Here is a 23474-nt window from a genome sequence, read left to right as displayed (position 1 = left end):
GGCTGCCCTGGTGCGAAGGGTCAGAGGTCGTCGAGGCTGCTGCGGGGTGCCGACGGAGGTGCCTCGGTGTTCGGCGTCGAGAGGCGGTCCACCTCGCGTCCGATGTCGACCTCGATCCGGCTGATGCGGGCCAGTACTTCGAGGTCCTGCTCGGAGAAGCCGTCGCGGCTCAGCCGTACGGCTTCCTCCAGCATTTTCATCACTTCACGGATGCGTACCGCGTCCTCGGTGGCGGCGCGATGGAAGTTCCGGTACACGGAGGCCGCCGGCCCCTGCCAGCCGGCCTCGATCTTGTCGACGATCGCGTCCATGCGCCGGACCTGCTTGTCGAGGTGGTCCTGCATGTCGTCCAGGTCGTCGGCCAGCTTGGTGAGGCTCTTCGCCGACACCCGCAGATCGGGGCCGCCCTCCTGCCCCGGGCCTGTGCCGGGCACGCCCATGGTGCCTCCGTCCCCCGTACTTCGGCCTCAGTGGCCCGCTGTTGCTCCGACGATTCTATAAATCCGGGTGTCGGAAGGACCAACTGCTTTCCCTCAGGGCGAGTTGGCAGCCATGACACGACATCGAGCAGGGCGGACGAATGGGTCGGTCGGGTGGGGCGACGCCACCGGTCCCCTCCCGGCCCGGCGGTGCACGCGGCAGTGGCGCGGCCCTCCGCTGCCCCACGTGCTCAAATCGGTATTGACCTGCACAGATGCCTGTGCTTCGCTCAGCGCGAGCGTGCGAGGGCGGTACCCCTGCCGACGGGGGCGGTCCGCACGCACAGGAGACAGGCACGGCACGCGTGGCGTGCGGGGGCGGACCGAGGGGGGACGGTTGTGGGCGGAGCGGTGAGGGGCGCGTCTGCCGGGTCCGGGCCGGGTGGGCCGGAACGGCGGGCGGCGCCGTGACCGTGTGGCAGTGGTGCGCGCCCGGCGTGGCCCGTCCCGGAGTGGCCCTGCGCGGGCGGCGTTTAGGGCGGCGCGGCCCGGCGCCGCTCCCGGCCCGCAGCGGGCGGCGCGATGCGTCGGTGGCCCCTGATCGTCCGGCGACCGGGCCCGGCTACTCACCCTGAGGCCGCGGCCCCGGCCCCGACGCCGACGCCGACGCCGACGCCGACCGAGGCAACCCCGCCCCTCCCGCGTCCGTCTTGATTCGACGGGCGGCCCGTCACCCCCGTGACGCGAGGAGAGGGCGGGAACGCGGTGCCGTCCGACCGGCGACGGGCGAACCCAGCGCCCCGACACGACCACCCCCTACCGAAGCAGCCGTGAAGTGACCCACATACCCCCGCGGGACCTGTCGCACCCACCCGGGAGCGGGAGATCCGCCGCACCCGCCACACCCGCCGGACACCGCCCCCGCCGGACAGCGCTGTGGGCCGCCGCCGGTGCCGTCACCCTCGGCTTCCTCGTCGCCCTGGAGTTCACGGCCCGCCACTACGGCGTGGCAGGCCCGCTCACGCACCAGGTGCGCGAGACCGTGCTCCCCCCGAAGTCGGGCGGTCTGCTGTACGCCGCCCTGGCGTTGACGATGGTGGTCCTCACCTGGCGGCAGCGGCTGATCGCACTCGCCGCGGCGCTCGGCATCGACCTCGTGTTCCTCCTGGTCCGCTGGGCGGCGGACGCGGGCGCGGGCGGCGGGCACCCCTTCGGCAACGGGGCGCTGTGGGTGATCCTCGGCTGCGCGGTCGTCGCCGTCACCCGCCGCACGGGCGCGGAACGCGTCCTGATGCTCAAGGGCGTCGGCCTCGGTCTGCTGCTGGTGGCGGGCCGGAAGACCGGCGACACCTGGCTGCTCATCACGTCGAAGAGCCGGCCCACGGTCCTGGACCAGTACGTGGCGACGGCGGACCACGCCCTGGGCGAGCCGTCTTGGCTGGTGGGCCGGATCATCACGGCCACCGGAGCGGTCGGCTTCAACGTCCTCGACGTCGTCTACGGGCAGCTCGCCGTGGCCGCGGTCCTCGTCGCGCTGTACCAGCTGCGCGGTGTGGCGACGGAGCGCCGCTTCCCCCGTCACCACCTGGTGCGCAGCTTCCTGGTGATCGGGCTCCTGGGACCGGCCTTCTACATGGTCTTCCCGGTCGTCGGACCGCTCTTCGCCTACGGCACCGGCACCGAGTACTGGGCCTCGGTCAGCCTCTGGGCGGAGCAGATCCCGTCCAGCGCCCACCTCGCGGTGGCCCACCTGTGGCCGGAGACCCTGCCACCGGTCGGCATCCCGCAGCCGATGCCGTTCGACGGGATCACCCCGCGGAACTGCATGCCCAGCCTGCACACCGCGTGGGCCACCGCGATCTTCCTCCACACGCGCAGGGGCCCGCGCCTGCTGCGCCACGCGGGCACGTTCTGGCTGGTCGCCACGCTCACCGCCACGCTGGGCTTCGGCTACCACTACGGTGTCGACCTCATCGCCGGTGTGGTCTTCGTGCTCACCGTCGAGGCGGCCCTGCGTGCCCACGACACCGGCTGGCAGCGCTCGGGCGTCCACCTGGTCGCCTACGGCACCACGGTGCTCGCCGCGCTCCTGCTGTCCTACCGCTTCCTGCCGCTGGAGATGGCCCGGCACCCGTGGCTGGCGGGCCCGCTGCTCGTCCTGGTGACGGCGTCGGTCGTCTACGGCTACGTCCGCACGACGACGGCCTGGGAACAACCGGGCCCCGCTCCCGCGCCACGCCCGGAGGCCCACCCGGAACCGGCCTGAGGGGGACGCCGACCGGCATCGCGCGGGGGCGGAACGCCTCAGGCGCGTCGGCTCGCGAGCCGGTAGACGAGGTAGGTGAAGCCGAGGATCACGTCGACGGCTGCCCAGAGGGCGATGACGAGGCCCACGCCGATGGTGGTGCCGACGTCGCTCGCGTCGTTGCACAGGCGCAGGTCGTCGCCCGTCCGGCCCCGGCATGCCTCGGGCGTGCCACTGGCGGTCGATGCGCCCCAGATCACCCATACGAGGAACAGGATCTGGACGGCCAGGAAGACCCACAGGAAGACGCGGCGCCGTTTGCCCTGCGGCGGCCGACTCCCGTCACCGTAGCGGGAGTCGGGCACGGGGCCCGGGGGCGGCACCGGCCGCCCGGCCGCCGCTCCCGCGGAGTTGCGCGGGGCGGCGCGGGGACCCCATTGCGGTTCGTGAGCGCGGTGTCCTTCGTCCATGCCGCCCTCCTCCGTGCTGCTGACTTCATGGTGCGCCCACCGTGCCCGGTCCGCTCGTCGGCCGCACGGCGGTCGTCCCCGACAGCAGTCGCGTGCACGACCGCCTCAGCGGTGCGCGCCCCGCCGCATTCGCCCCAACGGACCGGGCGTCCACAGCCAGGTACGGGACCGCGTCCGGCCGACGACGTCGGCGCTGTGGGCCGCCGCCACGACCGTCAGCACCGGCCAGGCCAGCAGCGTCACCCCGACCGGCAGATACGCCGCGTCCGTCCCGAGCGCGACCACCAGGACCTCGGCCGGGAAGACCGACGCCCCGAGCAGGGCTCCCGCGAGGGCCGGCACCCAGCCGCGGCTGCTCACGCGGGAGGCGACCGTCAGGCCGCCCGCGAGCACCAGGCCCATCAGCAGACCGGCCGACACGCTGCCGCCGGCCAGCGTCAGCCCGTACCGCACGTCCCGCGCGGCGAGCTGCAGGTCCCCGCCCCGCAGCCACTCCACCGCCGCCACGGCCAGCGCGAGGGCGGCCCAGGGAAGTCCGGGCACGCACGCCATCAGCAGCCCGACCCGAAGGCCGCGCCGCACCGTGCCCCGCTCGTTCATCCGCCCCCCGGGCTCCTTGGGCGGGCCCGCCCGACGCCCGCACTCCGCCGGCCGACCGTACCCCACCGCCCATTCCGTCAAGTCCGGCCCGAACTGTGCCGGTTCGGTACTAAGGTGCCCTGTGCACTGTGTGTGCGGGGCGTGTCACAAGGGGTGGCCGGGGGGTGGCGGGACGGCCGCACGTCCCCGGCGCGATCGGGGTGGGGGTTATGTACGAGCTGACCAAGGGTGCCAACGTGGGGCTGGCCGCCCTCAGCGACAGTGTCGACTCCGTCGTCGTGAGTCTGGGCTGGACCAGTCCGACGGGTGAGGGCGATGCGGATGTCTCGGTGCTGCTGCTCGACGAGAACGGCAAGGTGCGCAGCGACGCCGACTTCTATTTCTACAACCATCCGGTCGCCGCGGACGGAAGCGTGCAGCTGCTGGGCAAGACGCCCACCGGCAACGGCAACAAGGACCGGATCAGCTTCGACCTGACGGCGGTCCCGGACGAGATCGCCCGGATCGTGGTGGCGGCGAGCCGGTACGACGGCGCCCACTTCGGGGACCTGGACGATCTGCTCCTGACGCTGGCCGACAGCTCGGGTGAGGAGCTGCTCCGGTTCGCGATCGGGGACACCGGCTCGGTGAGCGCCTTCATCTTCGGCGAGCTCTACCGGCGCGGCGGCGATTGGAAACTGCGGGCCGTCGGGCAGGGCTACGACTCCGGACTGGCCGGCCTGGCCACGGACTTCGGGGTCGATGTCGACGACGACGCAGCCGCCGAGGAGGAGGACCTGGATGGCGCGGCAGGCGTTGCGACGCAGGTGCCGGCCGACCACCAGCCGGCCCCGACTCCGGCCCCCGCCGTCGACCGGCCGGCGCCCCCGGTCCTGGAGGCCGTCCCCGCACCGCGCAAGCCCCACGGGAGCACGGCGGCACCGCCGCAGCCGCCCGCACGGCCCCGTACCGCCAAGAAGAAGGTCACCCTGCCCAAGGTGGCCAGGAAGTCCCTGGCGGACAACGAGTCGTGGCGGGAGGCCCGGCTCTTCCCGGTCTCCGCGCTCAAGAGCGACCGGGACCGCGAAACGCGCGCCACGTCGGTGCTGTTGTCGGTCATGACGCAGATCCCGGAGTTCGGGCGGCGGCTCACCGCCGGGTTCGGTGCGCCCGCGGGCCGGATGGAGACCTTCACCGAGGTCTCGCTGCCGCACGGCGACAGCCCCCGGCGCCCCGACGGGGTGATCAGGGTCGAGCGGGCCGGCAAGCTGTGGACCGCGCTGGTCGAGACGAAGACCAACGGCAACGCGCTCAAGCCCGACCAGGTGCAGGCGTACATGGACATCGCCGCCCGCCGGGGCTACGAGGCGGTGATCACCCTGTCGAACGACGTCGCCCTGGAAGGCAGTCCGCTGGTCGACGTCCGCATCGACCGGCGGCGCAAGCACAAGGTCGCGCTGCGGCACCTGTCGTGGGCCGAAGTGGCTCACCAGGCCCACATGCTGATCCGGCACGAGGGCGTGGGCAACGCCGCGCACGCCTGGCTGCTCCAGGAGCTGCTGCACTACCTCCAGCACGAGAACTCCGGCTGCCACGGCTTCCAGAACATGGGCGCGTCCTGGGTGCCGGTGCGCAAGGGGATCGACGACGAGACCCTGTGCCAGGGAGACCCGCGTGCCCTGGAGGTGGTGGAGAGCTGGGAACGGCTCATCCGCCAGGTCTGTCTCCGGCTCGGCGGCGAACTGGGACAGAAGGTCCTGCCGGTGCAGCGCTCCAAGCGCGGAGCCGACCCGGAGGCCCGCCGGAGCCATCTCGCCGATCAGCTCTGCCTGGAGGGCAGACTGCAGGCAGAGCTGCGCATCGAGGACACCCCCGGCGTGCTCGCGGTCACCGCCGACCTGCGGACCGGAAAACTCCGCACGTCCATCGAGTTCGAGGCGCCCGAGGAGGGCTATCCCCTCACGCGGGCGAAGCGGCTCATCCGGCGCCTCGCGGAAGCCCCCGCCGACCTGCACATCGAGACCCTGGTGGAGGGGGAGACGGGCGGCCCGCGGGGCACGCTGGAACGGCTGCGCCCGGAGCCGGCGGACCTGCTGCCGAGGAACGGCGCACCGATCACCGGTTTCCGGCTGTCGCTCTTCAAGGGCATGGGCAGCAGCCGCGGCAACGCCGAGACGGGCTTCATCCGCAGCGTCGACGACGCCGTGCACCGCTTCTACGCCACGGTGGTGGCCCACATGGACCGCCCGGCCCCGCGAAGGGCGTCGTCCGCGCAACGGGCCGCCACGGGCTGACCCGGACGCGGGGGAGTCACCGCGGGCCGACCCGGACACGGGGAGGGGCCGGACGGCGGCGGGCCCCGTACAGCCATGAGCCCGCGACCCGGCTCCGACCGGCCGGGCCCGGCGGCCCGCGCGTGCGCCCCCGGGCCCGCCACCAGGCGTGCTCCGGGGGCGCCCGGACCGTCGTCTCTCCCGGTCCCCTGCGCTACCGCACTCCAGCCGTGTACTGACGGGCCATCAACCGCCCACGTACCAGCTGAAGCCGCCGCTGCTGGCGGCCACGGCGAGAAGCACGAGCCAGAGCACCACGGCCACGATGCCGAGGATGATGCCGGCCTTCGCCATCCCGGCGCCGTTCTTCACGGCGGCCTGACGGTGGGCGATGGCGCCGAAGATGATGGCCAGCGGGCCGAGGATGATGTTCAGGACGAAAAGGCCGACGATGCCGCAGCAAAGGCTCGCGATCGCAAGGCCGTTGGTGCGCGATCCGGAGGACGCAGCAGAAGAACCGCCGTAACTCGTCATAGGGGACTCCCGGTTGTCGGTGACGCGGCCCGAACGGGCCGTGCCTTGACTGCTTGTCACGTGGATTGCTTGTCACGTGGACTGCTTGTCACGTGAACCCCGAATGCCCCGACGCGGCGCTGCCATGTCCATGGCTCGCCGGGCAAACAGTCCCTTGTCGGGATTCCGGCATCCCCCGGCCGGCCCGAAGCCCCGCCTCCGCACCGCCCGGAAGGCGACAGCGCCCTGCCTCACCCGAAGGTCAGTGGGTGCTCACGCTGCGTGACGAACACGCCCTCCCGGACCCGGTCCCGAACGCTCACATGGGTGCGGCCGGACGGGGCACCTGTAGTCCGTTCACCAGCGAAGGGAGCCGATCATGGTAGTTGTCGCCGTCATCGCCGTATGCGCGGTCCTGGCCGTCCTGGCCTTCCTCGTCCCCCGCCTCTCCCGGCACCCCGAACGCGGTACCCAGCGCACCCTCGGCGCCGGAGCACGGGCCGGCGGCAAGGCACCCGGAGCCCTGGGCCGGCTCCTCAGCAAGCCCTTCCACACCAGCTCACGTGCGGTGAGCCGCAGCGGTTCGGCGGGCCGGCGCTCCCGTGGCCGCCTGCCCTTCTGACCGGCCGGCGGACGAGCAAGGGAGCGAGCCGGACCATGAACGCAGAAGACGCGGACCAGCTGCTGGACGGGCTGACGGTGGACAAGCGGCGGCGGGAGCAGCCCATCGTCCTCGACGCCGACGGCAAACCCATCCGGACGTGGAGGGAGAACCACCCCTACGACCACAAGGTGAGCCGCAAGGACTACGAGCGGACCAAACGCGTCCTGCAGATCGAGCTGCTCAAACTGCAGCGGTGGATCAAGGACACCGGCGCCCGCCTGGTCGTGGTGTGCGAGGGGCGGGACGCGGCGGGCAAGGGCGGCACGATCCAGCGGCTCACCGAGCGGCTCAACCCGCGGGGCGCCCGCGTCGTCGCCCTGGACAAGCCCACCGAACGCGAAAAGGGGCAGTGGTACTTCCAGCGGTACATCGCCCATCTGCCGACGGCCGGCGAGATCGTCTTCTTCGACCGCTCCTGGTACAACCGGGCCGGCGTCGAACGCGTGATGGAGTACTGCACCAAGGACCAGTACGAACTGTTCCTCGACCAGTGCCCGGCCTTCGAGCGGATGCTGGTCGACGACGGCGTCCTGCTGGTGAAGTTCTGGTTCTCCGTCTCCCGCGCCGAGCAGCGCACCCGCTTCGCGATCCGGCAGGTCGACCCGGTGCGCCAGTGGAAGCTGTCACCGACCGACCTGGCGTCGCTGGACCTGTGGGACGACTACACCGAGGCGAAGGTCGACATGTTCCGCGCCACGGACACCCCCCACGCGCCCTGGACCGTCGTCAAGAGCAACGACAAGCGGCGCGCCCGGCTGGAGACCATGCGCAGTCTGCTCTCGCGCATCGACTACGCCAGCAAGGACAGTGAGGCGGTCGGCACCCCGGACCCTCTGATCGTCGGTGCCGCCGACACCCTGCTGGAACCCGGCGAGGAGGACACCAAGCTGTCGCCCACACCGCTGTCCCCCGGCGCGGAGGGGCCGGGCAAGCATCCCGGAACCCACTGACCCCCGCCACAGCCGCACCCGCTGCGCGAGCCGGGCGGACCGAACCGGCCTGCTGCCGCTACGACTCCTGGGACTCCTGCGACTCCAATGACTCCTACGACTCCAGGTAGCGCAGGACCGCCAGGATGCCCCCGTCGTAGCCAGTGGCCCGCGGCAGCTCCGGCTTGTCGAACACGGCGTTGAGGTTCTTCTCCACGGAGCTCAGCGAGAGGTGCAGCTTCCGGGCGAGGGCCGTGTTCGTGAACCCCTGCGCGAGGGCCTCCAGCACGCTGCGCTCGCGCGGGGTCAGCCGGGCCGGCGGATCCCCCCGTGCGTTAGGAACCGGGGACGGGTGGCGGTACGTGGCTTACCACCCGGCCCGCTGCGGTTCCCCGCACCGCGTACCCTGCGGGAAACCGCAGGGCGGAGCACCGCCGGGGGCCGGGCTTCCGGCCATAGGAACCCGACGCCCGGAGCCGCCCGTAATCCGGCCTCCAGCCCGGCCCGGCAGGGTCCGGCCGGCGGTGCCGTCGGCCCGTCCCCTCCGCCGCCGGGCGATCTGAGTACGGACCTGAGTACACCCACTCATGCCGCACAGTCGTGACGCGCGCCACACTCCACGCCATGACCCATGTACCGCCACCTGGCGAGGAGTTGCGGATCCTCGATGCGGAGTTGTGGCAACTCGACGCCCGCCGAGCCCAGTTGCTGGCCCGCCGGGCCCAGCTGATCCGTCTCCTTCAGTCGGCGGTGCCGCCTGCGCCGCCGGCCGTTCCGCCCTTGGCGCCCCGGCGGCCCGAGACCACCGCGCCCCGGGTGCAGAACGTGCTCCTCGTCCTCGGCGGCATCCTGCTGACCGTCGCAGCGATCGCCTTCACCCTGGTCAGCTGGGGCGACATGGGAATCGTCGGGCGGTCCCTGGTGCTCGCGACGGTGACCGTGGCGGCACTCGCCGCCCCCGTGCTCCTGCTGAAGCGCGGGCTGCGCTCGACGGCGGAGACGGTGGCCGGCCTCGGCCTGGCGCTGACCGTCCTCGACGCGTACGCGCTGCACGAGGCCGCGCTGACCACCGTGGACGGCACGGCGTACGCGGCCGTCGCGGCGGCCGTCCTGGCCGGGATGTGGTGGGCGTACGGCCGCGACGCGGTTCCGTTGCGCCTCCCGTTCGTCGCCGCACTGGCCGCCGCCCAGTTCCCCCTCCTCCTGGGGGCGGTGGCAGCCGACGCCGGTCCGCACGCGACGACGGCCGCACTGCTGCTGACGGCCGCGTTCGACACGGTCGTCGCCCTCCGGACGTCCAGGAAGCACCTGCGTGTCGCCGCCGCCGTCGGCGTGTGCGGGGCGGCCGGCTGGAGCGTGCCGGCGGCCTGTGTGCTCTCGTGGGAGGCCGTCGGCCCGGGTGCCGTCGCCCGTTCGGCCGCGCTCCTCGCCTTCGCGGCGGCCATCGCGCTGTACGCGGCGTGGCGCGTCCCGGAGCGGGGCCTCGCCACCGGCGCCGCGGCGACCGGCGGGCTGCTGCTGGTCGCGGCGCTCGGCGGCGTCCTGCGGGCGTCCCTGCCCGTCGTGTGGACGGTCCCCGGCTACCTGGCCTGCGGCCTCGTGCTGCTCGCCGCCCTGCGGGCTCCGCTCCCCGGCCCGGTGCGGCGCGGTGCCCTCGGGGCGTCGGCGGCCGTCCAGGGTCTGGCGGTGATGTGGACCCTGCCCCTGGTCCTCGTGGCACTGCTCGGGCCGGTCGGCTGGACGGGACAGGTCTGGGCCGGGGCACCGTCGCACCTGCGCGACGCGGTGACGGTCTGGGCGCCCTGGCCGGCCGACGCCGCGTCCGCGCCGCTGGTGCCGGCGGCGGTGGCGGTCGCCGCGGTGCTCCTGGCCGGCGTGACCCGCGCCGCGACGGCGGACACCGCCGCGCCCCGTACCCGCACTGCGGACACCGGTACGCCGGCCTCCGGCACTGCGGACGTCGGTGGGTCGGCATCCGGCACTGCGGACACGTCCACCACCGACACCGCCACGCCCGGCACCGACGCCGCCACGCCCGGCACCGACGCCGCCACGCCCGGCACCGACGCCGCCACGCCCGGCACCGACGCCGCCACGCCCGGCACCGGCAGGACGGCCACCGCCCCGACCGGCCCCGCCGGCCCCACGCACACCGCGAGCCCCACGGCCACGTCCACGAGCCCCACCGCCGCCACCACGGCCTGGCGCGACCGGGCGCCGGCCGTTGCCGTGCACGCTGCCCTGGTCCTGGCCTGGGCGAGCGCGCTGATCATCCCGGCCGCGTGGCACCTCCCGTACACCGTCGGCCTCGTCGCGCAGGGGATGACGGCCGCGGCGGTCCTGGCCGCCGCCGTGTACACCCGTCGCCTGCACCTGAGCCTCACCGCCGTGCCCCTCTCCCTGGTCACCGCAGGCGGTCTGGTGCTCCTCTCGCTCGCCTCCCGGCCCGCGACCCTGACCGTGCTGGCCGCGCTGACGGCCGTCTTCGCGGTGGCCGCCGGTCACCGGCGTCTGACCGCTGTCTGCGCGAGCGCGTCGCTGGCCGGTGCGGCCGGCCTGGCCTGCGCGGTGGGCGCCGCCGCGGAGTGGCCGCCCGCGCACACGGCGCTGCTCGTCCTGGCCGTCCCGGCCGCCGCGGCCCTGCTGGCCGCACGGGTCCCGCGCGCCGCCGTCCCGGTCGAGGCCACGGGTGCCTGTGTGAGCGTCCTGGCCGTCGGGCTGGCCGTCACCGACCCGCCGGTGCTGGCGCTCGTCCTGGCCCTGTGCGGAGTGATCGCCGCGGGCACCGCCGTACGCGCGGACCGGCGCCGGGCCGGGTACGTGGCCGCCGCGCTGTTCCTGCTGGCCACCTGGGTGCGGCTCGGGTCGTGGGGCGTGAGCACCCCGGAGGCGTACACCCTGCCGGTGACCGTCCCGGCGCTGCTCGTGGGCTTCCTCCGGCGCCACCGGGACCCGCGGGCCTCGTCGTGGTCGGCCTACGGCCCCGGCCTCTCGGCCACGCTCGTGCCGAGCCTGCTCGCCGCGTGGGCCGACGCGGACTGGCAACGCCCCCTGCTGCTCGGCACGGCGGCCCTCGCCGTCACCCTGCTCGGCGCCCGCCACCGCCTCCAGGCCCCGCTCGTCCTCGGCGGCGGCGTGCTCGTGCTGGACGCCCTGCACGAGCTCGCCCCCTACCTGGTCCAACTGGCCGGCGTCCTCCCCCGCTGGCTGCCGCCCGCGCTCGCCGGACTGCTGCTGCTCGTCGTGGGCGCGACCTACGAACAGCGCATCCGCGACGCCCGGCGCGCACGGGAGGCACTGGGCCGGATGCGCTGAGGAACGGCCACGGCGGTGGAGCGGCCACGGCGGCGCGGGCGGCCACGGCGGTGCGGGCGGGCGCGGCGGTGCGGGCGGGCGCGGCGAATGCGCAGGTCGGTACGACCGACGGAGGCGGGCCGCCCACGAGCCGTCCGGCCGCGACCCGGCGGTGACGGTCGGACCGGTCAGCGCAGTCCGGCGAAGAGGTCGTTCTCGGGCACGGCGGCCCCGGTCGGGTCCTGGACCCGTACGAAGGTCTCCACGCCCATCAAATCGGTGAACCGCTCCTGGCCCATCTTGAGGAAGAAGATGTTCTCGCCCTGACTGGCGTGCGCGGCCAGCGCGTCGAACTTGCGGCTGCTGAACGCCGTGGTGTCCACCCAGGTGGTGACCTCGTCGTCGGGCAGGCCGATGTCGGCCATGGCGTCGGCCTCGGCGGGATCCGGCTCCGGCAGGTCCTCCTGGAACTCGCGCATGGCCTCGCCGAACCGCCGCAGCCCCGAGTGCGGCATCGTGGTCCAGTACACCTTCGGCGTCAGCCCGCTCCTCTCCAGCGCCGCCATCGTGATGCGGTGGGCCTGGATGTGGTCGGGGTGGCCGTAGAAGCCGTTCTCGTCGTAGGTGACGACCACATCGGGCCGGTAGTGCCGCATGAGATCCGCGAGCCGGGCGGCGCCCTCCTCCACCGGGGTCCGCCAGAAGGAGCCGGGGGCGTCGTTGCTCGGCCAGCCCATCATTCCGGAGTCGGCGTACCCCAGCATCTCCAGCTCGCCGACCCCCAGGACGTCGCAGCTCGCCTCCAGCTCCCGGCGGCGCATGGCGGCGACCGCCGCCGGATCGTGCCCGGGATCACCCGGCTTCACGCCCCCCGGCCCGTCACCGCAACCACCGTCGGTACACGTCACCAGCACGGTGCGGACGCCTTCCGCCGCGTACCGCGCGAGGACCCCTCCGGTTCCGGTGGCCTCGTCGTCGGGGTGGGCGTGCACTGCCATGAGCGTCAAGGGCCGGTCAGCCATGAGAACAGTCCTCCTGCGAAGCAAATGAGTCGTGGTCGAGCAGCGTGGCGGGCGTACCACCGTCTGCGACCCGTATCCGGGCGGGGCGGACGATCCGGAGATCTCCACGCGTCCACGCCCGCACGGCTCCGGCACCTCGGTCGATGCAACAGCACTGCCCGGACCGGCTGTTCCCGGGCCTGCGCCGTTCGGCCCATGGGCGGCCCTGCCACGGTGAGCGGGACACAGACACGACGTGCTCGTTCCGCGTCGGACAGGGCCGACCCGGGGATCCTGGGCGGGGACTTCTGAGGCTGGCAGTTGCCTGTCATCTCAAGGAGACCCCCTTCCACGATCCGGGGCAGTGCGGCACCATGAAACTGCTCCCATCGACGGGGGATGGGGCGCCGCGCACGCCTGCCGTGGACTCGCCATCCTGGTGCGTGCGATCACCGGTGTCCCATGAATGACGGCCAGTCCTGGGCCGTAAAACGCGTGGGTGTCGGGTCGGAGCCCGAAGCTCCGTCGACAGGAAGGGACCCGGCGCATGGCGAGCGCTATCGACCCGTGAGGGCGGGGCCGTTGCTCGGCCTGGTATCAGGGGGTCTCCTGGTACCCGTCACAGTGGCCTGTCCATGGATCGGCGTGATCGCCGTCCTCACCCCCCTCACTCTCTTGTGCTGCGTAGTCCTGCCCGGCGTGTGGTCCGCGAGTCCGTCTCGCCGGCGCGACGCCCGGGTCATGGTCGAGCTGTTGCTCGGCTCACCCAGGCGGGAGCAGCGGTGAACGGCAATCAAAGGGGTCGGGCGCCCCCACGACGTCGGTGATGCGACGCAGGAGCAGGCACGGACTCAGCACGTACGCACGGGACTTCGGCACTCGCGTGACGACGAGGACCGTGCCTGCCCTGTGCTCGGATCGAGTCGGCTTTCCACCGAAGACTCGTTCGGCCACCAAGCCTGAGCACCGCACTAACAGTCGCCTCAGGTTCGCTCGCTAGGAAGTTGGCGTCCAGAAAAGCGAGCAACCCGTATGCAGGAGGCTAGTGATGGCAGTCGACGCGGCGCCGTCCGGGAGAACGCCGGGCGGCCGGTTGGCAGGCCGGTGGGTGCCATGGTTGGTGATCGGTCTGTGGCTGGTGCTGGCGGCGGGCATGGTGCCGCTGAGCGCGAAGTTGAGCTCGGTCACCACCGACAGTGCCGTGGACACCTTGCCGGCCAGTGCGGAGTCCACCAAGGTGGCGGCGCTGGAGGACAGTCTCCCCGGCGGTGAGGACAGCACGTTCGTCTTCGTGTACCACCGCGACGACGGCCTGACCGACGCCGACCGTGCGACGGTCGAGCGCCACTACGACACCCTCGCCGAGCAGTACCCGCCGAAGGCGACGGCGGCGTCCGGCGAGGACGGCAAGGACGGCGAGGACGGCGAGGGCTCACCGGCGCAACTGTCCACCGACGGCAAGGCGATGGTGTTCACCCTCGACGTGAGCACGGAGTACGGCCCACCGGAGGAGATCGTCGGCCCGCTGCGGGACGCCGCGAAGGACCGCCCCGCCGGCCTGGAGCTCGACGTGACCGGCCCGGGCGCGATCGACGGCGACATGGATGCCGTGTTCGACGGCATCGACGAGCAGGTCCTCCTCGCCACCCTCGCCGTCGTCACGCTCCTGCTCATCCTCACCTACCGCAGCCCGGTGCTGTGGATCATCCCGCTGGTGGCCGTCGGCGCGGCCGCACTGACCTCGATGGGGACCGTCTACCTGCTCGTCAAGGGCTTCGGCATCGTGGTCAACGACCAGAACTCGGCGCTGCTGACGATCCTGGTCTTCGGCGTCGGCACGGACTACGCACTGCTCCTCATCGCCCGGTACCGGGAGGCGCTGCACCACCACGAGAACGTCCGGGTCGCGATGATCCACGCGCTGCGCGGCGCGGCGCCGGCCATCGTCGCGTCCGCGGCCACCGTGGTCGCCGGCCTGCTCTGCCTGCTCGTCGCGGACCTGAACAGCACCAGCGGCCTGGGCCCGATCGGCGCGGCCGGCATCCTGTGCGCGCTGGTGGCCATGCTGACGCTGTTCCCGGCCGTGCTCGTGGTGCTCGGCAGGCGGATCTTCTGGCCGGCCATCCCGCGGTTCAGCACGACCGTGGAGGAGAAGCGGGGCCTGTGGGGTCGGCTCGGCACCGCCATCAGCCGCCGCCGCTGGGTGGCGACACTCGGCTCACTCGGAGTCCTCGGCGTGCTCGCCCTCGGGCTGGCGGGCAACACCGGCGCCCTGCGGGAGCAGGACCAGTTCCTGTCCGCGCCGGAGTCGGTCACCGGCTCCACCGTTCTCCGCGAGCACTTCCCGGAGCTCGGCGGCCAGCCGATGACGGTCTTCACGCGGCCGACGCACCAGGAGCAGGTGCTCGAGGTCGTCAAGGACACTCCCGGTGTGGCCATGGCCGTCCCGGAGCAGACCACCGGTGACTGGGCCACCATCTCCGTGTTCCCGAAGGACGCGCCGGACACCCCCGCGGAGTACGACACGATTCTGCGGGTGCGGTCCGCCGTGCACGCGGTGAGCGGGGCGGAGGCGATCGTCGGCGGGCCCAGTGCGGAGAACCTCGACACCGAGGCGACCACCCAGCACGACGAGAAGCTGGTCATCCCGCTGGTGCTCGTCGTCGTCCTGATCATCCTCGGGCTGCTGCTGCGCGCGGTCCTGGCCCCGCTGGTCCTGATGGCCACGGTGATCGTCTCGTTCGCCGCGGCCTTCGGCGGCAGCGTGTTCGTCTTCGACACGCTCCTCGGCTTCAAGGGGATCGACTACTCGGTGCCGCTGCTGGCCTTCCTGTTCCTGGTGGCGCTCGGCATCGACTACAACATCTTCCTGGCGAGCCGGGCCCGGGAGGAGACCGTGCGGCTCGGCACCAGAGAGGGCATGCTCAAGGCCCTCTCGGCCACCGGTGGCGTCATCACCTCGGCGGGCCTGGTCCTGGCGGCCACGTTCGCGGTCCTCGTCACCCTTCCGCTGGTGATGATGATCGAGCTCGGGTTCCTGGTCGCCTTCGGCGTGCTGCTCGACGCCCTGCTGGTGCGGTCGGTCCTCGTGCCCGCCCTCACCCTGCTGATCGGCGAGCGGATGTGGTGGCCGAGCCGGCTGTCCCGCCCGGCGGCGGAGCTGCCGGCCGGTCCACAGCCCCGACAGCCCCTCGCCGACGACGAGGAGTCCGCGCTGCAACGGTGAGTGCGGCGCCACGGACGAGATCCGGGACGGGGACACAGACCCGTCCCGGATCCTTTTCATGGGGCCGAGGGGCTTCGCCCTCCGGTCGTGCGTGGCGTCGTCGGGGCTGGGGTCGACGTCCCGCCTGCCCGGCATTGAGCCGCGTGGTGTCGGCGCAGCGCGGCGTCCTGGCACCGGCGGTGAGCCGCGCGGGCCCGTGCCGGAGGGCCGCCACCCCGTGTCCTGATCTGCACCGCCGGAGCGGATCAGCGCGCTGACCGGTCACTGCATACCGGTCAGCGCATACCGGTGTCCTCCCCGGAGGCGGGGCGCGTGACCGGGGCCGGCGGATCCGTGGCCGGCAGGTGGAGCCGGAGCAGCGCGCCACCGCGTGCGGAGCGGGCGACGGTGGCCCGGCCGCCGTGGGCGTCGACGACCCGCTGGACGATCGACAGCCCCAGACCGGATCCCGGCAACGCCCGGGCGCTGTCGGCACGGTAGAACCGGTCGAACACCCGCGGTACGTCGGCGGCGTCGATGCCCGGCCCGGCGTCGTCGACCTCGAGCACCGCCGACGCACCCTCGGCACGGAGCCGGACCTGGACCGGCTGGTCCGCGGGGGACCACTTGCCGGCGTTGTCGATGAGGTTGAGCACCGCTCGCTCCAGCGCGGCGGGACGCCCGCTCACCCACACGGAGGTCACGTCGAGCGCGACCTCGACGTCGGGCACGCGGGAGCGCGCCCGGGTCGCGGCCGCGGCCACCACGTCGGCAAGGTCGAGCAGTTCGGTGCTCTCGTCGCTGACGTCACCACGCGCCAGGTCGGTCAGCTCGGCGACGAGGGTGCTCAACTCCGCCACTTGGGCGCCGAGATCGTTGAGCACCCGGGTCCGGCTCTCTGCCGGCAGGGCGCTGTCCAGGGTGCCGCGCCGATCGAGCCGCATCAGCAGCTCGACATTGAGCCGCAGGCTGGTGAGCGGGGTCTTGAGCTCGTGGGCGGCGTCCTCGGCGAGCAGCCGCTGTGCCCGCCGGGACTCCCGGAGCGCGGCAAGCATGTCGTTGATCGACTGGATCAGCCTCCGGATCTCCCCACCGCCCTCGTCCGGGATGTCGGCGTCGAGCTCCCGGGTGTGCGCGACACGTACCGCGGCGGCGGTCAGCCGGTCGATCGGTGCCAGCCCGGTCCGCGCCACGGCCCGCCCGACGAGGGCGCCGCCGGCCACGCAGAGCAGCCCGATCAGCAGCATGCCGAACCCGAACCGGTTGACCGGGCCGTCGTCGACGGCGCGGGCCACCTGGACCGCGCCGTCGCCCGCGCGCAGCGTGTAGATGCGGTAGCCGTCCTCGTCGCTGTCGTCCGACTCCATCAGGTCGGCCGACGCGCCCTCCGCCACCCGCTCGGCGTCTTCGCTGACCGGGGGCAGCGAGGGCTGGCCGGCCGGCGTCCGGACCGAGCCGTCGGGCAGGATGACCCGCACCAGCTGACCGGATCCGGGATACGGCGGCAGCTGCACCTGCGCCAGACCGGCGTGCTCGGCGTTGGCCGCCAGGACGCGGGAGTCGGCGCGCAGCTGGTTCTCGGCGGTGTCCTGCAGCTCCCAGTCCAGGAGCTCGCTGGCCACCTGGAAGGCCCCGAACACGCTGACCGCGATGGCCGTCGCCGCGATCACCGTCAGCCTGGTCCGCAGGGACTGCCGGCGCCACCATCGGGTCAGCCGGCGCGGTTCCCGGCCGGCGTGCCCGCTCATGGAGGAGTCTCCCGCAACGTGTATCCGAGGCCGCGCAACGTGTAGATCAGTCGCGGCTCACCGCCGGCCTCCATCTTGCGGCGCAAATAACTCACGTACACCTGGAGGTTGTTGGCGGTGGAGCTCATGCCGAAGCCCCACATCGCCTCGAACAGCGCGTCGCGGGTCAGGACCCGGGTCGCATTGCACACGAGGACCTCGAGGAGGGAGAACTCGGTCCGGGTCAGGTGCAGCGGCCGGTCGCCCCGCCACGCCTCGAACCGGTCGGGATCGAGCCGGACGTCGGCGTACGACAGGATCTGCGACCCCTCGTCGATCGGCGTGCGCCGGCGCAGCAGGGCCCGCACCCGGGCCAGCAGTTCCTCGGTGGCGAACGGCTTGGGCAAGTAGTCGTCGGCGCCCGCGTCCAGCCCAGCGACCCGGTCGGAGACCTGGTCACGGGCGGTCAGCATCAGCACCGGCAGATCCCGGCCCGCGGCCCGCAGCCGCCGGCACGTCTCCAGCCCGCCGAGGCGGGGCATCATCACGTCGAGGAGCAGCAGATCCAGCGTGTCACCGCCGGCCCCACCGACTTCGTCGAGCACGGCGAGACCGTTGGAGACGGTGCTGGTGTCGTAACCCTCGACCTGCAGCACCCGCTCCAGCGAGTCACGGATGGCCGGGTCATCATCCGCGATCATGATCCGCACGCCGGCCCGCCCCCTTCCAGTCGAGGTTTTTGCCGCTCAGTGTCCCCGGCCAACCTGAGGCCAGGCTTAGAGCGTCGCAGAGCGTGGCTGGTGACCGGGCTCCCCGCCCCGGGCACCCCTCGCGCCGGTCCGACGGATCGGGAGTCTGTCAGTCACCGGCCCCCGGTCGAAGTCGGCCGATGAGGCGGTCACGGACACGAGAGGGTGGCCCGGACCGCGACCCCCACAGGCATACACCAATCTGGTACATGGGCTACTCTTGGTACATGTCCATGAAGCGCACGAACGTCTATGCCGACCCCGAGGACCTGGCGATCATCAAGGAGGCGGCCAAGCGCCGGGGGATAAGCGAAGCCGAGATCATCCGCCAGGGCATCCATCTCGCGGCCATGGCGAACCGCGTCTGGGACGAGCCGTTGTTCTCCCGTACGTTCGAGGGACCGGGCCGTACGCCATCCACCACGGAGGTCCGCGACGCGGTCGCCGACGCCGTCCGTCGCGAGACGAGCGCCGACCCGCATCCGGGAACCGCCGCGTGATCATCGTCATCGCCGACACGTCCGGCCTGCTTGCCGCGCTGGACTCGACGCACCCGGAGCACGCGGCAGCGAACGAGGCGATCATGTCGGCAGGGCTCCTGATCATGTCGCCGCTTCTTCTGGCGGAACTTGATCACGTCGCCACGCGCGAGCTCGGGCGGGAGGCTGCTCACAGTGCGGTCGACGACCTGCGACGCTGGATGACCCGGGGCCGCGTCGTCATGCCCGAGATCACCGAGGACCACCTGGGCGCCGCGCAGTCCGTCCGCGTCCGCTACAGGTCCCTCGACCTCGACCTCACCGACGCAGTGAACGTGGCCCTCGCAGCCGACTACGACACCGACGCGATCCTCACCCTCGACCGACGCGACTTCCGTGCCGTACGCCCTCTGGGCCGTCACAAGTCGTTCCGGGTCCTCCCCGACGACCTGCCGCTCTGACACCGCTGCCGAATCCCAGGTCCCCGGCCCTGGGTTGCCGTCGACAGCCGGTGACGAGAAGCCGTGGGCACGTCCGTCCGGGACTCCGGCACCGTGGTCCGTCGCCCTACGAGCCGGGGCGGGGCTGTGAGCGGAAGGTGCGGCGGTAGGTGTCCGGAGGCACGCCGACCGTGCGGTTGAAATGCCGGCGCAGGGTCGTGGCGGTGCCCATGCCGGTGGCCGCCGCGATGGCGTCGACACCTTCGTCGCTGGTCTCCAGCAACTCCTGGGCGCGGCGGATCCGCTGCGTCAGCAGCCACTGCAGCGGAGTCGTGCCGGTCACCGCCCGGAAGTGGCGACCCAGAGTGCGCGAGCTCATGCGCGCCTGACGTGCCAGATCCTCCACGGTGAGCGGCTGGTCGAGCCGTTCGATCACCCAGGGGAACAGCGCGGTCAGGGGATGGTCGTCCCGAGCGGGCACCGGGGACGGGACGAACTGGGCCTGGCCGCCGTCCCGGTGCGGCGGCACGACCAGGCGGCGGGCGACGGCGTTGGCCACGCCCGGAGCCGAACACCTGGGCGGCTGGAGTACCACGACGACGAGCCGACGCTCCTGAAGTGGCCCTTCCCCCACCTGACGGGCACCAGAGAGGTCCTGGGAGAGTTCTCGATGGCCGACATCGTCACCGTCCCCAGCCACCTCCCCATCCCCGAGGTGCGCACACACATGGCGACCGAAGCGGCGAGAGACCTCGCGGCCCCCGAAACACCGACGCCGACCGCGGCGGACGAGCACCGACGGTCCGACCAGACCTTCCTCGTCGACGCCGTCGTACGCTCCGGCGGCCTCGAACGGCGCGCCGTGGCCAGCGGCCGGGACATCTACGCCGTCACCGCACCCCTCGCGGTGGAGGCGGTCCACCGCATCCTCACCGGCCAGACCCGCACGGTCGGCGTCACCTCCGCCGGCGCAGCCTTCGAAGCGCCCGACTTCCTGCGCTCACTGTCCCCGCACATCTCCCTGGAATGGCTCGGGGGAGAGACGCAGGACTGACCGTCGGAGCGAGTGCGCGCTGCGCTGCGGAGCCGACATGCGACACCGGTGGGGAAACCGGGTGGGTGGTCAGCGAGCCCAACTGCTGGGGAGACAAGCAATCCAGTCGGAGAGCCCCTCGCGGACGCGCGGATTCCCGCTCCCAGCCTCGGCCGGCCACCACGGGTCCGGTGGCCGAGGCTCCACTGCCCAACGGAGACCTGGCCCTCCGGGTTCAGGCGCCGGGTTTTGGCCCGTACCACTGGAGCGCCTGGCCTGTGGCGGCGGCGATGCACTCGAAGTCACGGTCACGGTGAAGGAGGGTCAGTCCCTGCAACTCGGCAGTGGCCGCCACCACGAGGTCGACGGCTCCGGCACTGCGGTGCTGTCCGCGCTGGGTGAGGATCTCCTGGACCTGCCAGGCGCGGTCGTAGGACCGGTCGTCGACCGGCACCCAGCCGAAGAGGAGACGCAGATCCGCGATGCCCTGTGCACGGTCGGCGGCGGAACGCGCGCTGTAGAAGAACTCCAGCTCGGTGATGGGACACGTGGCGATGAGCCCGGCTGCCACCGCCTGGTCCCATCCGTACTGCTCGGCGTCACCGCGCAACAACCGGGCCAGTGCGCTCGTGTCGATCAGGAACTGAGCTGCGTTCACCGACGGTAGTTTTCCTTGTCCTCAAGGAGATCGAGATCGAAGGCGCCCTCGGCCGCCGCCGCCCGCAGGCGGGTCAGCGCCAGAGCCCGCCGCCGGTTCTCCAGCACCTCGCGCAAGGCGGTGTTGACCGTCTCCTTCTTGGTGCTGGTGCCGAGAGCCTTGGCCACGTCGGCGACCAACTGATCATCGAGGTCTATCACGGTGCGAGCCACGGATGCACCTCCAGGGGTATATCGAGTGCCATCAAGTATATACGTTCACGTCATACCCAGCTGGATGGTGGCCTTGGCCGTGCCCGGTACGCCGGAGGGCTCACGCGAAGCAGGGCTGGTTCGGGCCTGCCTGGTGCATGCAGGGGGGCCGTGCTGGTCCATGGCACCCGACGCGCAGCGGCAATGTGCGATTGCCGGACCAGGTGACAACAGCAAAGAACCCCCGGGTCACAGACCAGGGGGTTTCACATGGAGCGGGTGACGAGAATCGAACTCGCGCTCTCAGCTTGGGAAGCTGATGTTCTACCATTAAACTACACCCGCGTAAGGCGCCGGAACGCCGTCGAAGTGATCGGTGTCCGGACGCTTGCTCACTGTACCCCATGTCAGGCCCCCGGTGTTCGAGACCCGGGGGCCTGATGGTGTTTCAGGGGATGGATGCGGCTGCGGGGGGCACACGTTGGGGCGTACGGTGGAGGGGCCGGGGAGGCGTCGCGGGGGTGCGGAGTGCCGCCTGGAGGGTGGTCCCTTTGATCCCGTAACGTGGCTTTTGGCGTCCAGGGCAGCAAGCCGGACGCGCCTCTTGGGGAAGGGACTCTGGGACTTGATGGAGCGCACCGTCGTCCGCTGTGCCGATGGGCACGTGTTCACCGCCGCCTCGTTTCCGATGCAGCAGGCCGAGCGGCTCGGCCCCGGTCGGCTTCTGCGCTGTCCGCGCTGTGCGCGGCTCCGCAGTGTCGTGCCGGTGACGCTGCAGAAGCGGTAGAAACGGCACATACCGGCTGAGGTGGAGCCGGGGCGTAGGCGCGTGGGACGGCGATGGTGGCCGGTCCGCGCGCCTTGCGTATTCTCGGGGCGTGCTTCTCTCTGACAAGGACCTCCGGGCCGAGATCGACGCCGGGCGGGTGCGCATCGATCCCTTCGACGATTCCATGGTGCAGCCGTCCAGCATCGACGTGCGTCTCGACCGCTTCTTCCGGGTGTTCGAGAATCACCGGTACCCCCACATCGACCCCTCCATCGAGCAGCCGGACCTGACCCGGCTCGTGGAGCCCGAGGGGGACGAGCCGTTCATCCTGCACCCCGGTGAGTTCGTGCTGGCCAGTACGTTCGAGGTCATCTCGTTGCCCGACGACCTCGCCTCGCGGCTGGAGGGCAAGAGCTCGCTCGGGCGGCTCGGGCTCGTCACGCACTCCACCGCCGGCTTCATCGACCCCGGGTTCTCCGGGCACGTCACCCTGGAGCTGTCCAACCTGGCCACGCTGCCGATCAAGCTGTGGCCCGGGATGAAGATCGGCCAGCTGTGCATGTTCCGCCTCACCTCGCCCGCGGAGGCGCCGTACGGCAGTGAGCGGTACGGGTCCCGGTACCAGGGGCAGCGGGGTCCCACGGCCTCGCGGTCCTTCCTCAACTTCCACCGGACGCAGGTGTGAGCGGCGTGAGTGAGGAGAGCGGCGTGAGCGGCGGCGATGACGTGCGGGAGAACCTGAGCTACGAGCAGTTCGGGGTGGCCGTGCGCGAGCTCGCGCAGACCATCGCCGACGACGGGTACCGGCCGGACGTCGTGCTGAGCATCGCGCGCGGCGGTGTCTTCGTGGCCGGCGGGCTCGCCTACGCGCTCGACTGCAAGAACATCCACCTGGTGAACGTCGAGTTCTACACCGGGGTCGGCACGACCCTGGAGATGCCGGTCATGCTGGCTCCGGTGCCGAACCGGATCGACTTCACCGAGAAGAAGGTGCTGATCGCGGACGACGTCGCCGACACCGGCAAGACGCTCAAGCTGGTGCGCGACTTCTGCCTCGACGCGGTCGCGGAGGTGCGCAGCGCCGTCGTCTACGAGAAGACGCAGTCCCTGGTGAAGTGCGAGTACGTCTGGAAGCGGACCGACGACTGGATCAACTTCCCGTGGAGTGTCTTGCCTCCAGTACATAGGTCAGGGGAGGTGGCCAAGGTGAACAAGGAGGCCCTCTAACGGACTTGGTGGTCGGCGTTGTGGCGTGAGCGCACGCTTCACTGTCAGTGCCGACCTATATGCTTCTGCCGTCCACTTCCGGTCCATCTCGATCTTCGGCTCAGCGCCGAGGACCCCGCCCGTTTGGGGGGTGACAACAACCGGATCGGAAGAGGGCATGGCAGATCTGCGGAAGCCAGATGATCAGGAAGAGCCGGAGCGTGACCGGAAGCGCGGTCCTACCAAGACCGAGATTCTAGTGGCGGTGCTCTACGCGATCGCGGCACTCGCAGGCTGTGTGGAGCAGCTGGCGCGCTAGCGTGCCGATGGGGAGCGGTGCACCGGAAGAAGGCAGGGCAGAGCAAGCGAGCCCGGCCGTTGCTTAGTCGGCCGGACCCGCTCAACGACTCCACGCATGAGCCCGATCCTGGTTGCAGCCAGGATCGGGCTCCTCTGCTTGGAGCCAAATCCCTAGGTTTCGCTCTGTCTGTTGTTTCCATCGCAGTAAGGGGTGACACCCCTACCCGTGCATCCCCTTTGACTATAGCTCCCAGGTCCTCACCGAGCCTCACCGAGCCTCACCGAGGCTCACCGAGCCTCACCGAGGCGAAGCCGGTCCTAGCCGGTATG

The 23474-nt window shown here is 71.9% G+C and carries 20 protein-coding genes, 1 tRNA gene and 2 pseudogenes; 11 read left to right on the top strand and 12 right to left on the bottom strand.

Annotated features, from left to right (window positions below; genetic code table 11):
* Positions 1-20: 20 nt before the first annotated feature.
* Positions 21-440: a WXG100 family type VII secretion target gene (locus ACIRPP_RS17325; RefSeq protein WP_403643160.1), complete on the bottom strand. Its 420-nt coding sequence runs from the start codon at positions 438-440 to the stop codon at positions 21-23.
* Positions 441-1353: 913 nt separating this feature from the next.
* On the opposite strand from ACIRPP_RS17325, the gene ACIRPP_RS17320 reads away from it, so the two are divergent.
* A complete protein-coding gene (locus tag ACIRPP_RS17320) occupies positions 1354-2685 on the top strand; it encodes a DUF5933 domain-containing protein (RefSeq protein WP_403643939.1) in 1332 nt (443 codons plus the stop codon).
* Positions 2686-2723: 38 nt separating this feature from the next.
* Here the strand turns inward: ACIRPP_RS17320 and ACIRPP_RS17315 are convergent, their stop codons facing one another.
* Positions 2724-3134: a hypothetical protein gene (locus tag ACIRPP_RS17315; protein ID WP_403643157.1), complete on the bottom strand. Its 411-nt coding sequence runs from the start codon at positions 3132-3134 to the stop codon at positions 2724-2726.
* A 105-nt stretch (positions 3135-3239) separates the two neighbouring features.
* Positions 3240-3734, bottom strand: coding sequence for a hypothetical protein (locus ACIRPP_RS17310; RefSeq protein WP_403643154.1), 495 nt, complete (start codon positions 3732-3734; stop codon positions 3240-3242).
* A 209-nt stretch (positions 3735-3943) separates the two neighbouring features.
* Here ACIRPP_RS17310 and ACIRPP_RS17305 point away from each other — a divergent pair, with 209 nt between their 5' ends.
* Positions 3944-6007 (top strand): TerD family protein, encoded by a 2064-nt coding sequence (locus ACIRPP_RS17305; RefSeq protein WP_403643151.1) that lies wholly within the window; start codon positions 3944-3946, stop codon positions 6005-6007.
* 225 nt (positions 6008-6232) lie between these two features.
* On the opposite strand, the gene ACIRPP_RS17300 is transcribed toward ACIRPP_RS17305, so the two are convergent.
* Complete coding sequence (locus tag ACIRPP_RS17300; protein WP_403643148.1) at positions 6233-6520, bottom strand: DUF4190 domain-containing protein; 288 nt, start codon at positions 6518-6520, stop codon at positions 6233-6235.
* A 358-nt stretch (positions 6521-6878) separates the two neighbouring features.
* Here ACIRPP_RS17300 and ACIRPP_RS17295 point away from each other — a divergent pair, with 358 nt between their 5' ends.
* Both ACIRPP_RS17295 and ppk2 read left to right on the top strand, forming a co-directional pair.
* Positions 6879-7121 (top strand): DUF6411 family protein, encoded by a 243-nt coding sequence (locus tag ACIRPP_RS17295; protein ID WP_403643146.1) that lies wholly within the window; start codon positions 6879-6881, stop codon positions 7119-7121.
* Positions 7122-7156: 35 nt separating this feature from the next.
* Positions 7157-8113: a polyphosphate kinase 2 gene (gene ppk2, locus ACIRPP_RS17290; protein WP_403643143.1), complete on the top strand. Its 957-nt coding sequence runs from the start codon at positions 7157-7159 to the stop codon at positions 8111-8113.
* A gap of 94 nt (positions 8114-8207) precedes the next feature.
* Here the strand turns inward: ppk2 and ACIRPP_RS17285 are convergent, their stop codons facing one another.
* Positions 8208-8402: a LuxR C-terminal-related transcriptional regulator gene (locus ACIRPP_RS17285; RefSeq protein WP_403643937.1), complete on the bottom strand. Its 195-nt coding sequence runs from the start codon at positions 8400-8402 to the stop codon at positions 8208-8210.
* A gap of 314 nt (positions 8403-8716) precedes the next feature.
* Here ACIRPP_RS17285 and ACIRPP_RS17280 point away from each other — a divergent pair, with 314 nt between their 5' ends.
* The gene (locus ACIRPP_RS17280; RefSeq protein ID WP_403643140.1) at positions 8717-11407 is read left to right on the top strand and encodes an SCO7613 C-terminal domain-containing membrane protein; all 2691 of its coding nucleotides are present in this window, start codon (positions 8717-8719) and stop codon (positions 11405-11407) included.
* A 167-nt stretch (positions 11408-11574) separates the two neighbouring features.
* Here the strand turns inward: ACIRPP_RS17280 and ACIRPP_RS17275 are convergent, their stop codons facing one another.
* Entirely contained in the window at positions 11575-12408 is an 834-nt protein-coding gene (locus tag ACIRPP_RS17275) for a PIG-L family deacetylase (protein WP_403643137.1), read from the bottom strand.
* Between the two features lie 1027 nt (positions 12409-13435).
* Here ACIRPP_RS17275 and ACIRPP_RS17270 point away from each other — a divergent pair.
* Positions 13436-15613, top strand: coding sequence for an MMPL family transporter (locus tag ACIRPP_RS17270; RefSeq protein ID WP_403643134.1), 2178 nt, complete (start codon positions 13436-13438; stop codon positions 15611-15613).
* Between the two features lie 275 nt (positions 15614-15888).
* Here ACIRPP_RS17270 and ACIRPP_RS17265 read toward each other — a convergent pair whose 3' ends face one another.
* Together ACIRPP_RS17265 and ACIRPP_RS17260 are read right to left on the bottom strand one after the other, a co-directional pair.
* Positions 15889-17340 carry an ATP-binding protein gene (locus tag ACIRPP_RS17265; protein ID WP_403643131.1) on the bottom strand — a complete coding sequence of 484 codons (1452 nt, stop codon included), beginning with the start codon at positions 17338-17340 and terminating at the stop codon, positions 15889-15891.
* Positions 17337-18029, bottom strand: coding sequence for a response regulator transcription factor (locus tag ACIRPP_RS17260; protein WP_403643129.1), 693 nt, complete (start codon positions 18027-18029; stop codon positions 17337-17339). Before ACIRPP_RS17260 ends, ACIRPP_RS17265 begins: the two co-directional genes overlap by 4 nt.
* Before the next feature lie 266 nt (positions 18030-18295).
* Between ACIRPP_RS17260 and ACIRPP_RS17255 the strand changes: the two genes are divergently transcribed.
* Together ACIRPP_RS17255 and ACIRPP_RS17250 are read left to right on the top strand one after the other, a co-directional pair.
* Positions 18296-18568, top strand: a complete 273-nt coding sequence (locus tag ACIRPP_RS17255) for a CopG family transcriptional regulator (RefSeq protein ID WP_403643127.1) — start codon at positions 18296-18298, stop codon at positions 18566-18568.
* Entirely contained in the window at positions 18565-19008 is a 444-nt protein-coding gene (locus tag ACIRPP_RS17250) for a PIN domain-containing protein (protein WP_403643124.1), read from the top strand. Before ACIRPP_RS17255 ends, ACIRPP_RS17250 begins: the two co-directional genes overlap by 4 nt.
* Before the next feature lie 106 nt (positions 19009-19114).
* On the opposite strand, the pseudogene ACIRPP_RS17245 reads toward ACIRPP_RS17250, so the two are convergent.
* Positions 19115-19546 (bottom strand): annotated as a pseudogene (locus ACIRPP_RS17245) (helix-turn-helix domain-containing protein); the annotation flags it as partial.
* 12 nt (positions 19547-19558) lie between these two features.
* On the opposite strand from ACIRPP_RS17245, the pseudogene ACIRPP_RS17240 reads away from it, so the two are divergent.
* Positions 19559-20041, top strand: a pseudogene (locus ACIRPP_RS17240) (saccharopine dehydrogenase); the annotation flags it as partial.
* A gap of 214 nt (positions 20042-20255) precedes the next feature.
* On the opposite strand, the gene ACIRPP_RS17235 reads toward ACIRPP_RS17240, so the two are convergent.
* From ACIRPP_RS17235 to ACIRPP_RS17225, 3 genes are all read right to left on the bottom strand, one after another.
* On the bottom strand, positions 20256-20678 hold the full coding sequence (locus ACIRPP_RS17235) for a PIN domain nuclease (RefSeq protein ID WP_403643120.1): 423 nt from the start codon (positions 20676-20678) through the stop codon (positions 20256-20258).
* Positions 20675-20890, bottom strand: coding sequence for a type II toxin-antitoxin system VapB family antitoxin (locus ACIRPP_RS17230; protein WP_403643118.1), 216 nt, complete (start codon positions 20888-20890; stop codon positions 20675-20677). Before ACIRPP_RS17230 ends, ACIRPP_RS17235 begins: the two co-directional genes overlap by 4 nt.
* A 250-nt stretch (positions 20891-21140) precedes the next feature.
* Positions 21141-21214, bottom strand: a tRNA-Gly gene (locus ACIRPP_RS17225).
* A 533-nt stretch (positions 21215-21747) separates the two neighbouring features.
* On the opposite strand from ACIRPP_RS17225, the gene dcd reads away from it, so the two are divergent.
* Positions 21748-22323: a dCTP deaminase gene (gene dcd / locus ACIRPP_RS17220; protein ID WP_164334039.1), complete on the top strand. Its 576-nt coding sequence runs from the start codon at positions 21748-21750 to the stop codon at positions 22321-22323.
* A gap of 23 nt (positions 22324-22346) precedes the next feature.
* A complete protein-coding gene (locus ACIRPP_RS17215) occupies positions 22347-22865 on the top strand; it encodes a phosphoribosyltransferase (protein WP_403643115.1) in 519 nt (172 codons plus the stop codon).
* Positions 22866-23474: the final 609 nt, after the last annotated feature.

The organism is Streptomyces sp. NPDC101219, from assembly GCF_044767675.1.
Taxonomy (GTDB): Bacteria; Actinomycetota; Actinomycetes; order Streptomycetales; family Streptomycetaceae; genus Streptomyces.
This window is presented reverse-complemented; position numbering and strand designations above follow the sequence as displayed.

What these genes read in the sequence shown, in the direction of transcription:
- ACIRPP_RS17325 (WP_403643160.1), bottom strand. Translation starts at nt 440, where the DNA reads ATGGGCGTGCCCGGCACAGGCCCGGGGCAGGAGGGCGGCCCCGATCTG.
- ACIRPP_RS17315 (WP_403643157.1), bottom strand. Translation starts at nt 3,134, where the DNA reads ATGGACGAAGGACACCGCGCTCACGAACCGCAATGGGGTCCCCGCGCC.
- ACIRPP_RS17310 (WP_403643154.1), bottom strand. Translation starts at nt 3,734, where the DNA reads ATGAACGAGCGGGGCACGGTGCGGCGCGGCCTTCGGGTCGGGCTGCTG.
- ACIRPP_RS17305 (WP_403643151.1), top strand. Translation starts at nt 3,944, where the DNA reads ATGTACGAGCTGACCAAGGGTGCCAACGTGGGGCTGGCCGCCCTCAGC.
- ACIRPP_RS17300 (WP_403643148.1), bottom strand. Translation starts at nt 6,520, where the DNA reads ATGACGAGTTACGGCGGTTCTTCTGCTGCGTCCTCCGGATCGCGCACC.
- ACIRPP_RS17295 (WP_403643146.1), top strand. Translation starts at nt 6,879, where the DNA reads ATGGTAGTTGTCGCCGTCATCGCCGTATGCGCGGTCCTGGCCGTCCTG.
- ppk2 (WP_403643143.1), top strand. Translation starts at nt 7,157, where the DNA reads ATGAACGCAGAAGACGCGGACCAGCTGCTGGACGGGCTGACGGTGGAC.
- ACIRPP_RS17280 (WP_403643140.1), top strand. Translation starts at nt 8,717, where the DNA reads ATGACCCATGTACCGCCACCTGGCGAGGAGTTGCGGATCCTCGATGCG.
- ACIRPP_RS17275 (WP_403643137.1), bottom strand. Translation starts at nt 12,408, where the DNA reads ATGGCTGACCGGCCCTTGACGCTCATGGCAGTGCACGCCCACCCCGAC.
- ACIRPP_RS17270 (WP_403643134.1), top strand. Translation starts at nt 13,436, where the DNA reads ATGGCAGTCGACGCGGCGCCGTCCGGGAGAACGCCGGGCGGCCGGTTG.
- ACIRPP_RS17265 (WP_403643131.1), bottom strand. Translation starts at nt 17,340, where the DNA reads ATGAGCGGGCACGCCGGCCGGGAACCGCGCCGGCTGACCCGATGGTGG.
- ACIRPP_RS17255 (WP_403643127.1), top strand. Translation starts at nt 18,296, where the DNA reads ATGTCCATGAAGCGCACGAACGTCTATGCCGACCCCGAGGACCTGGCG.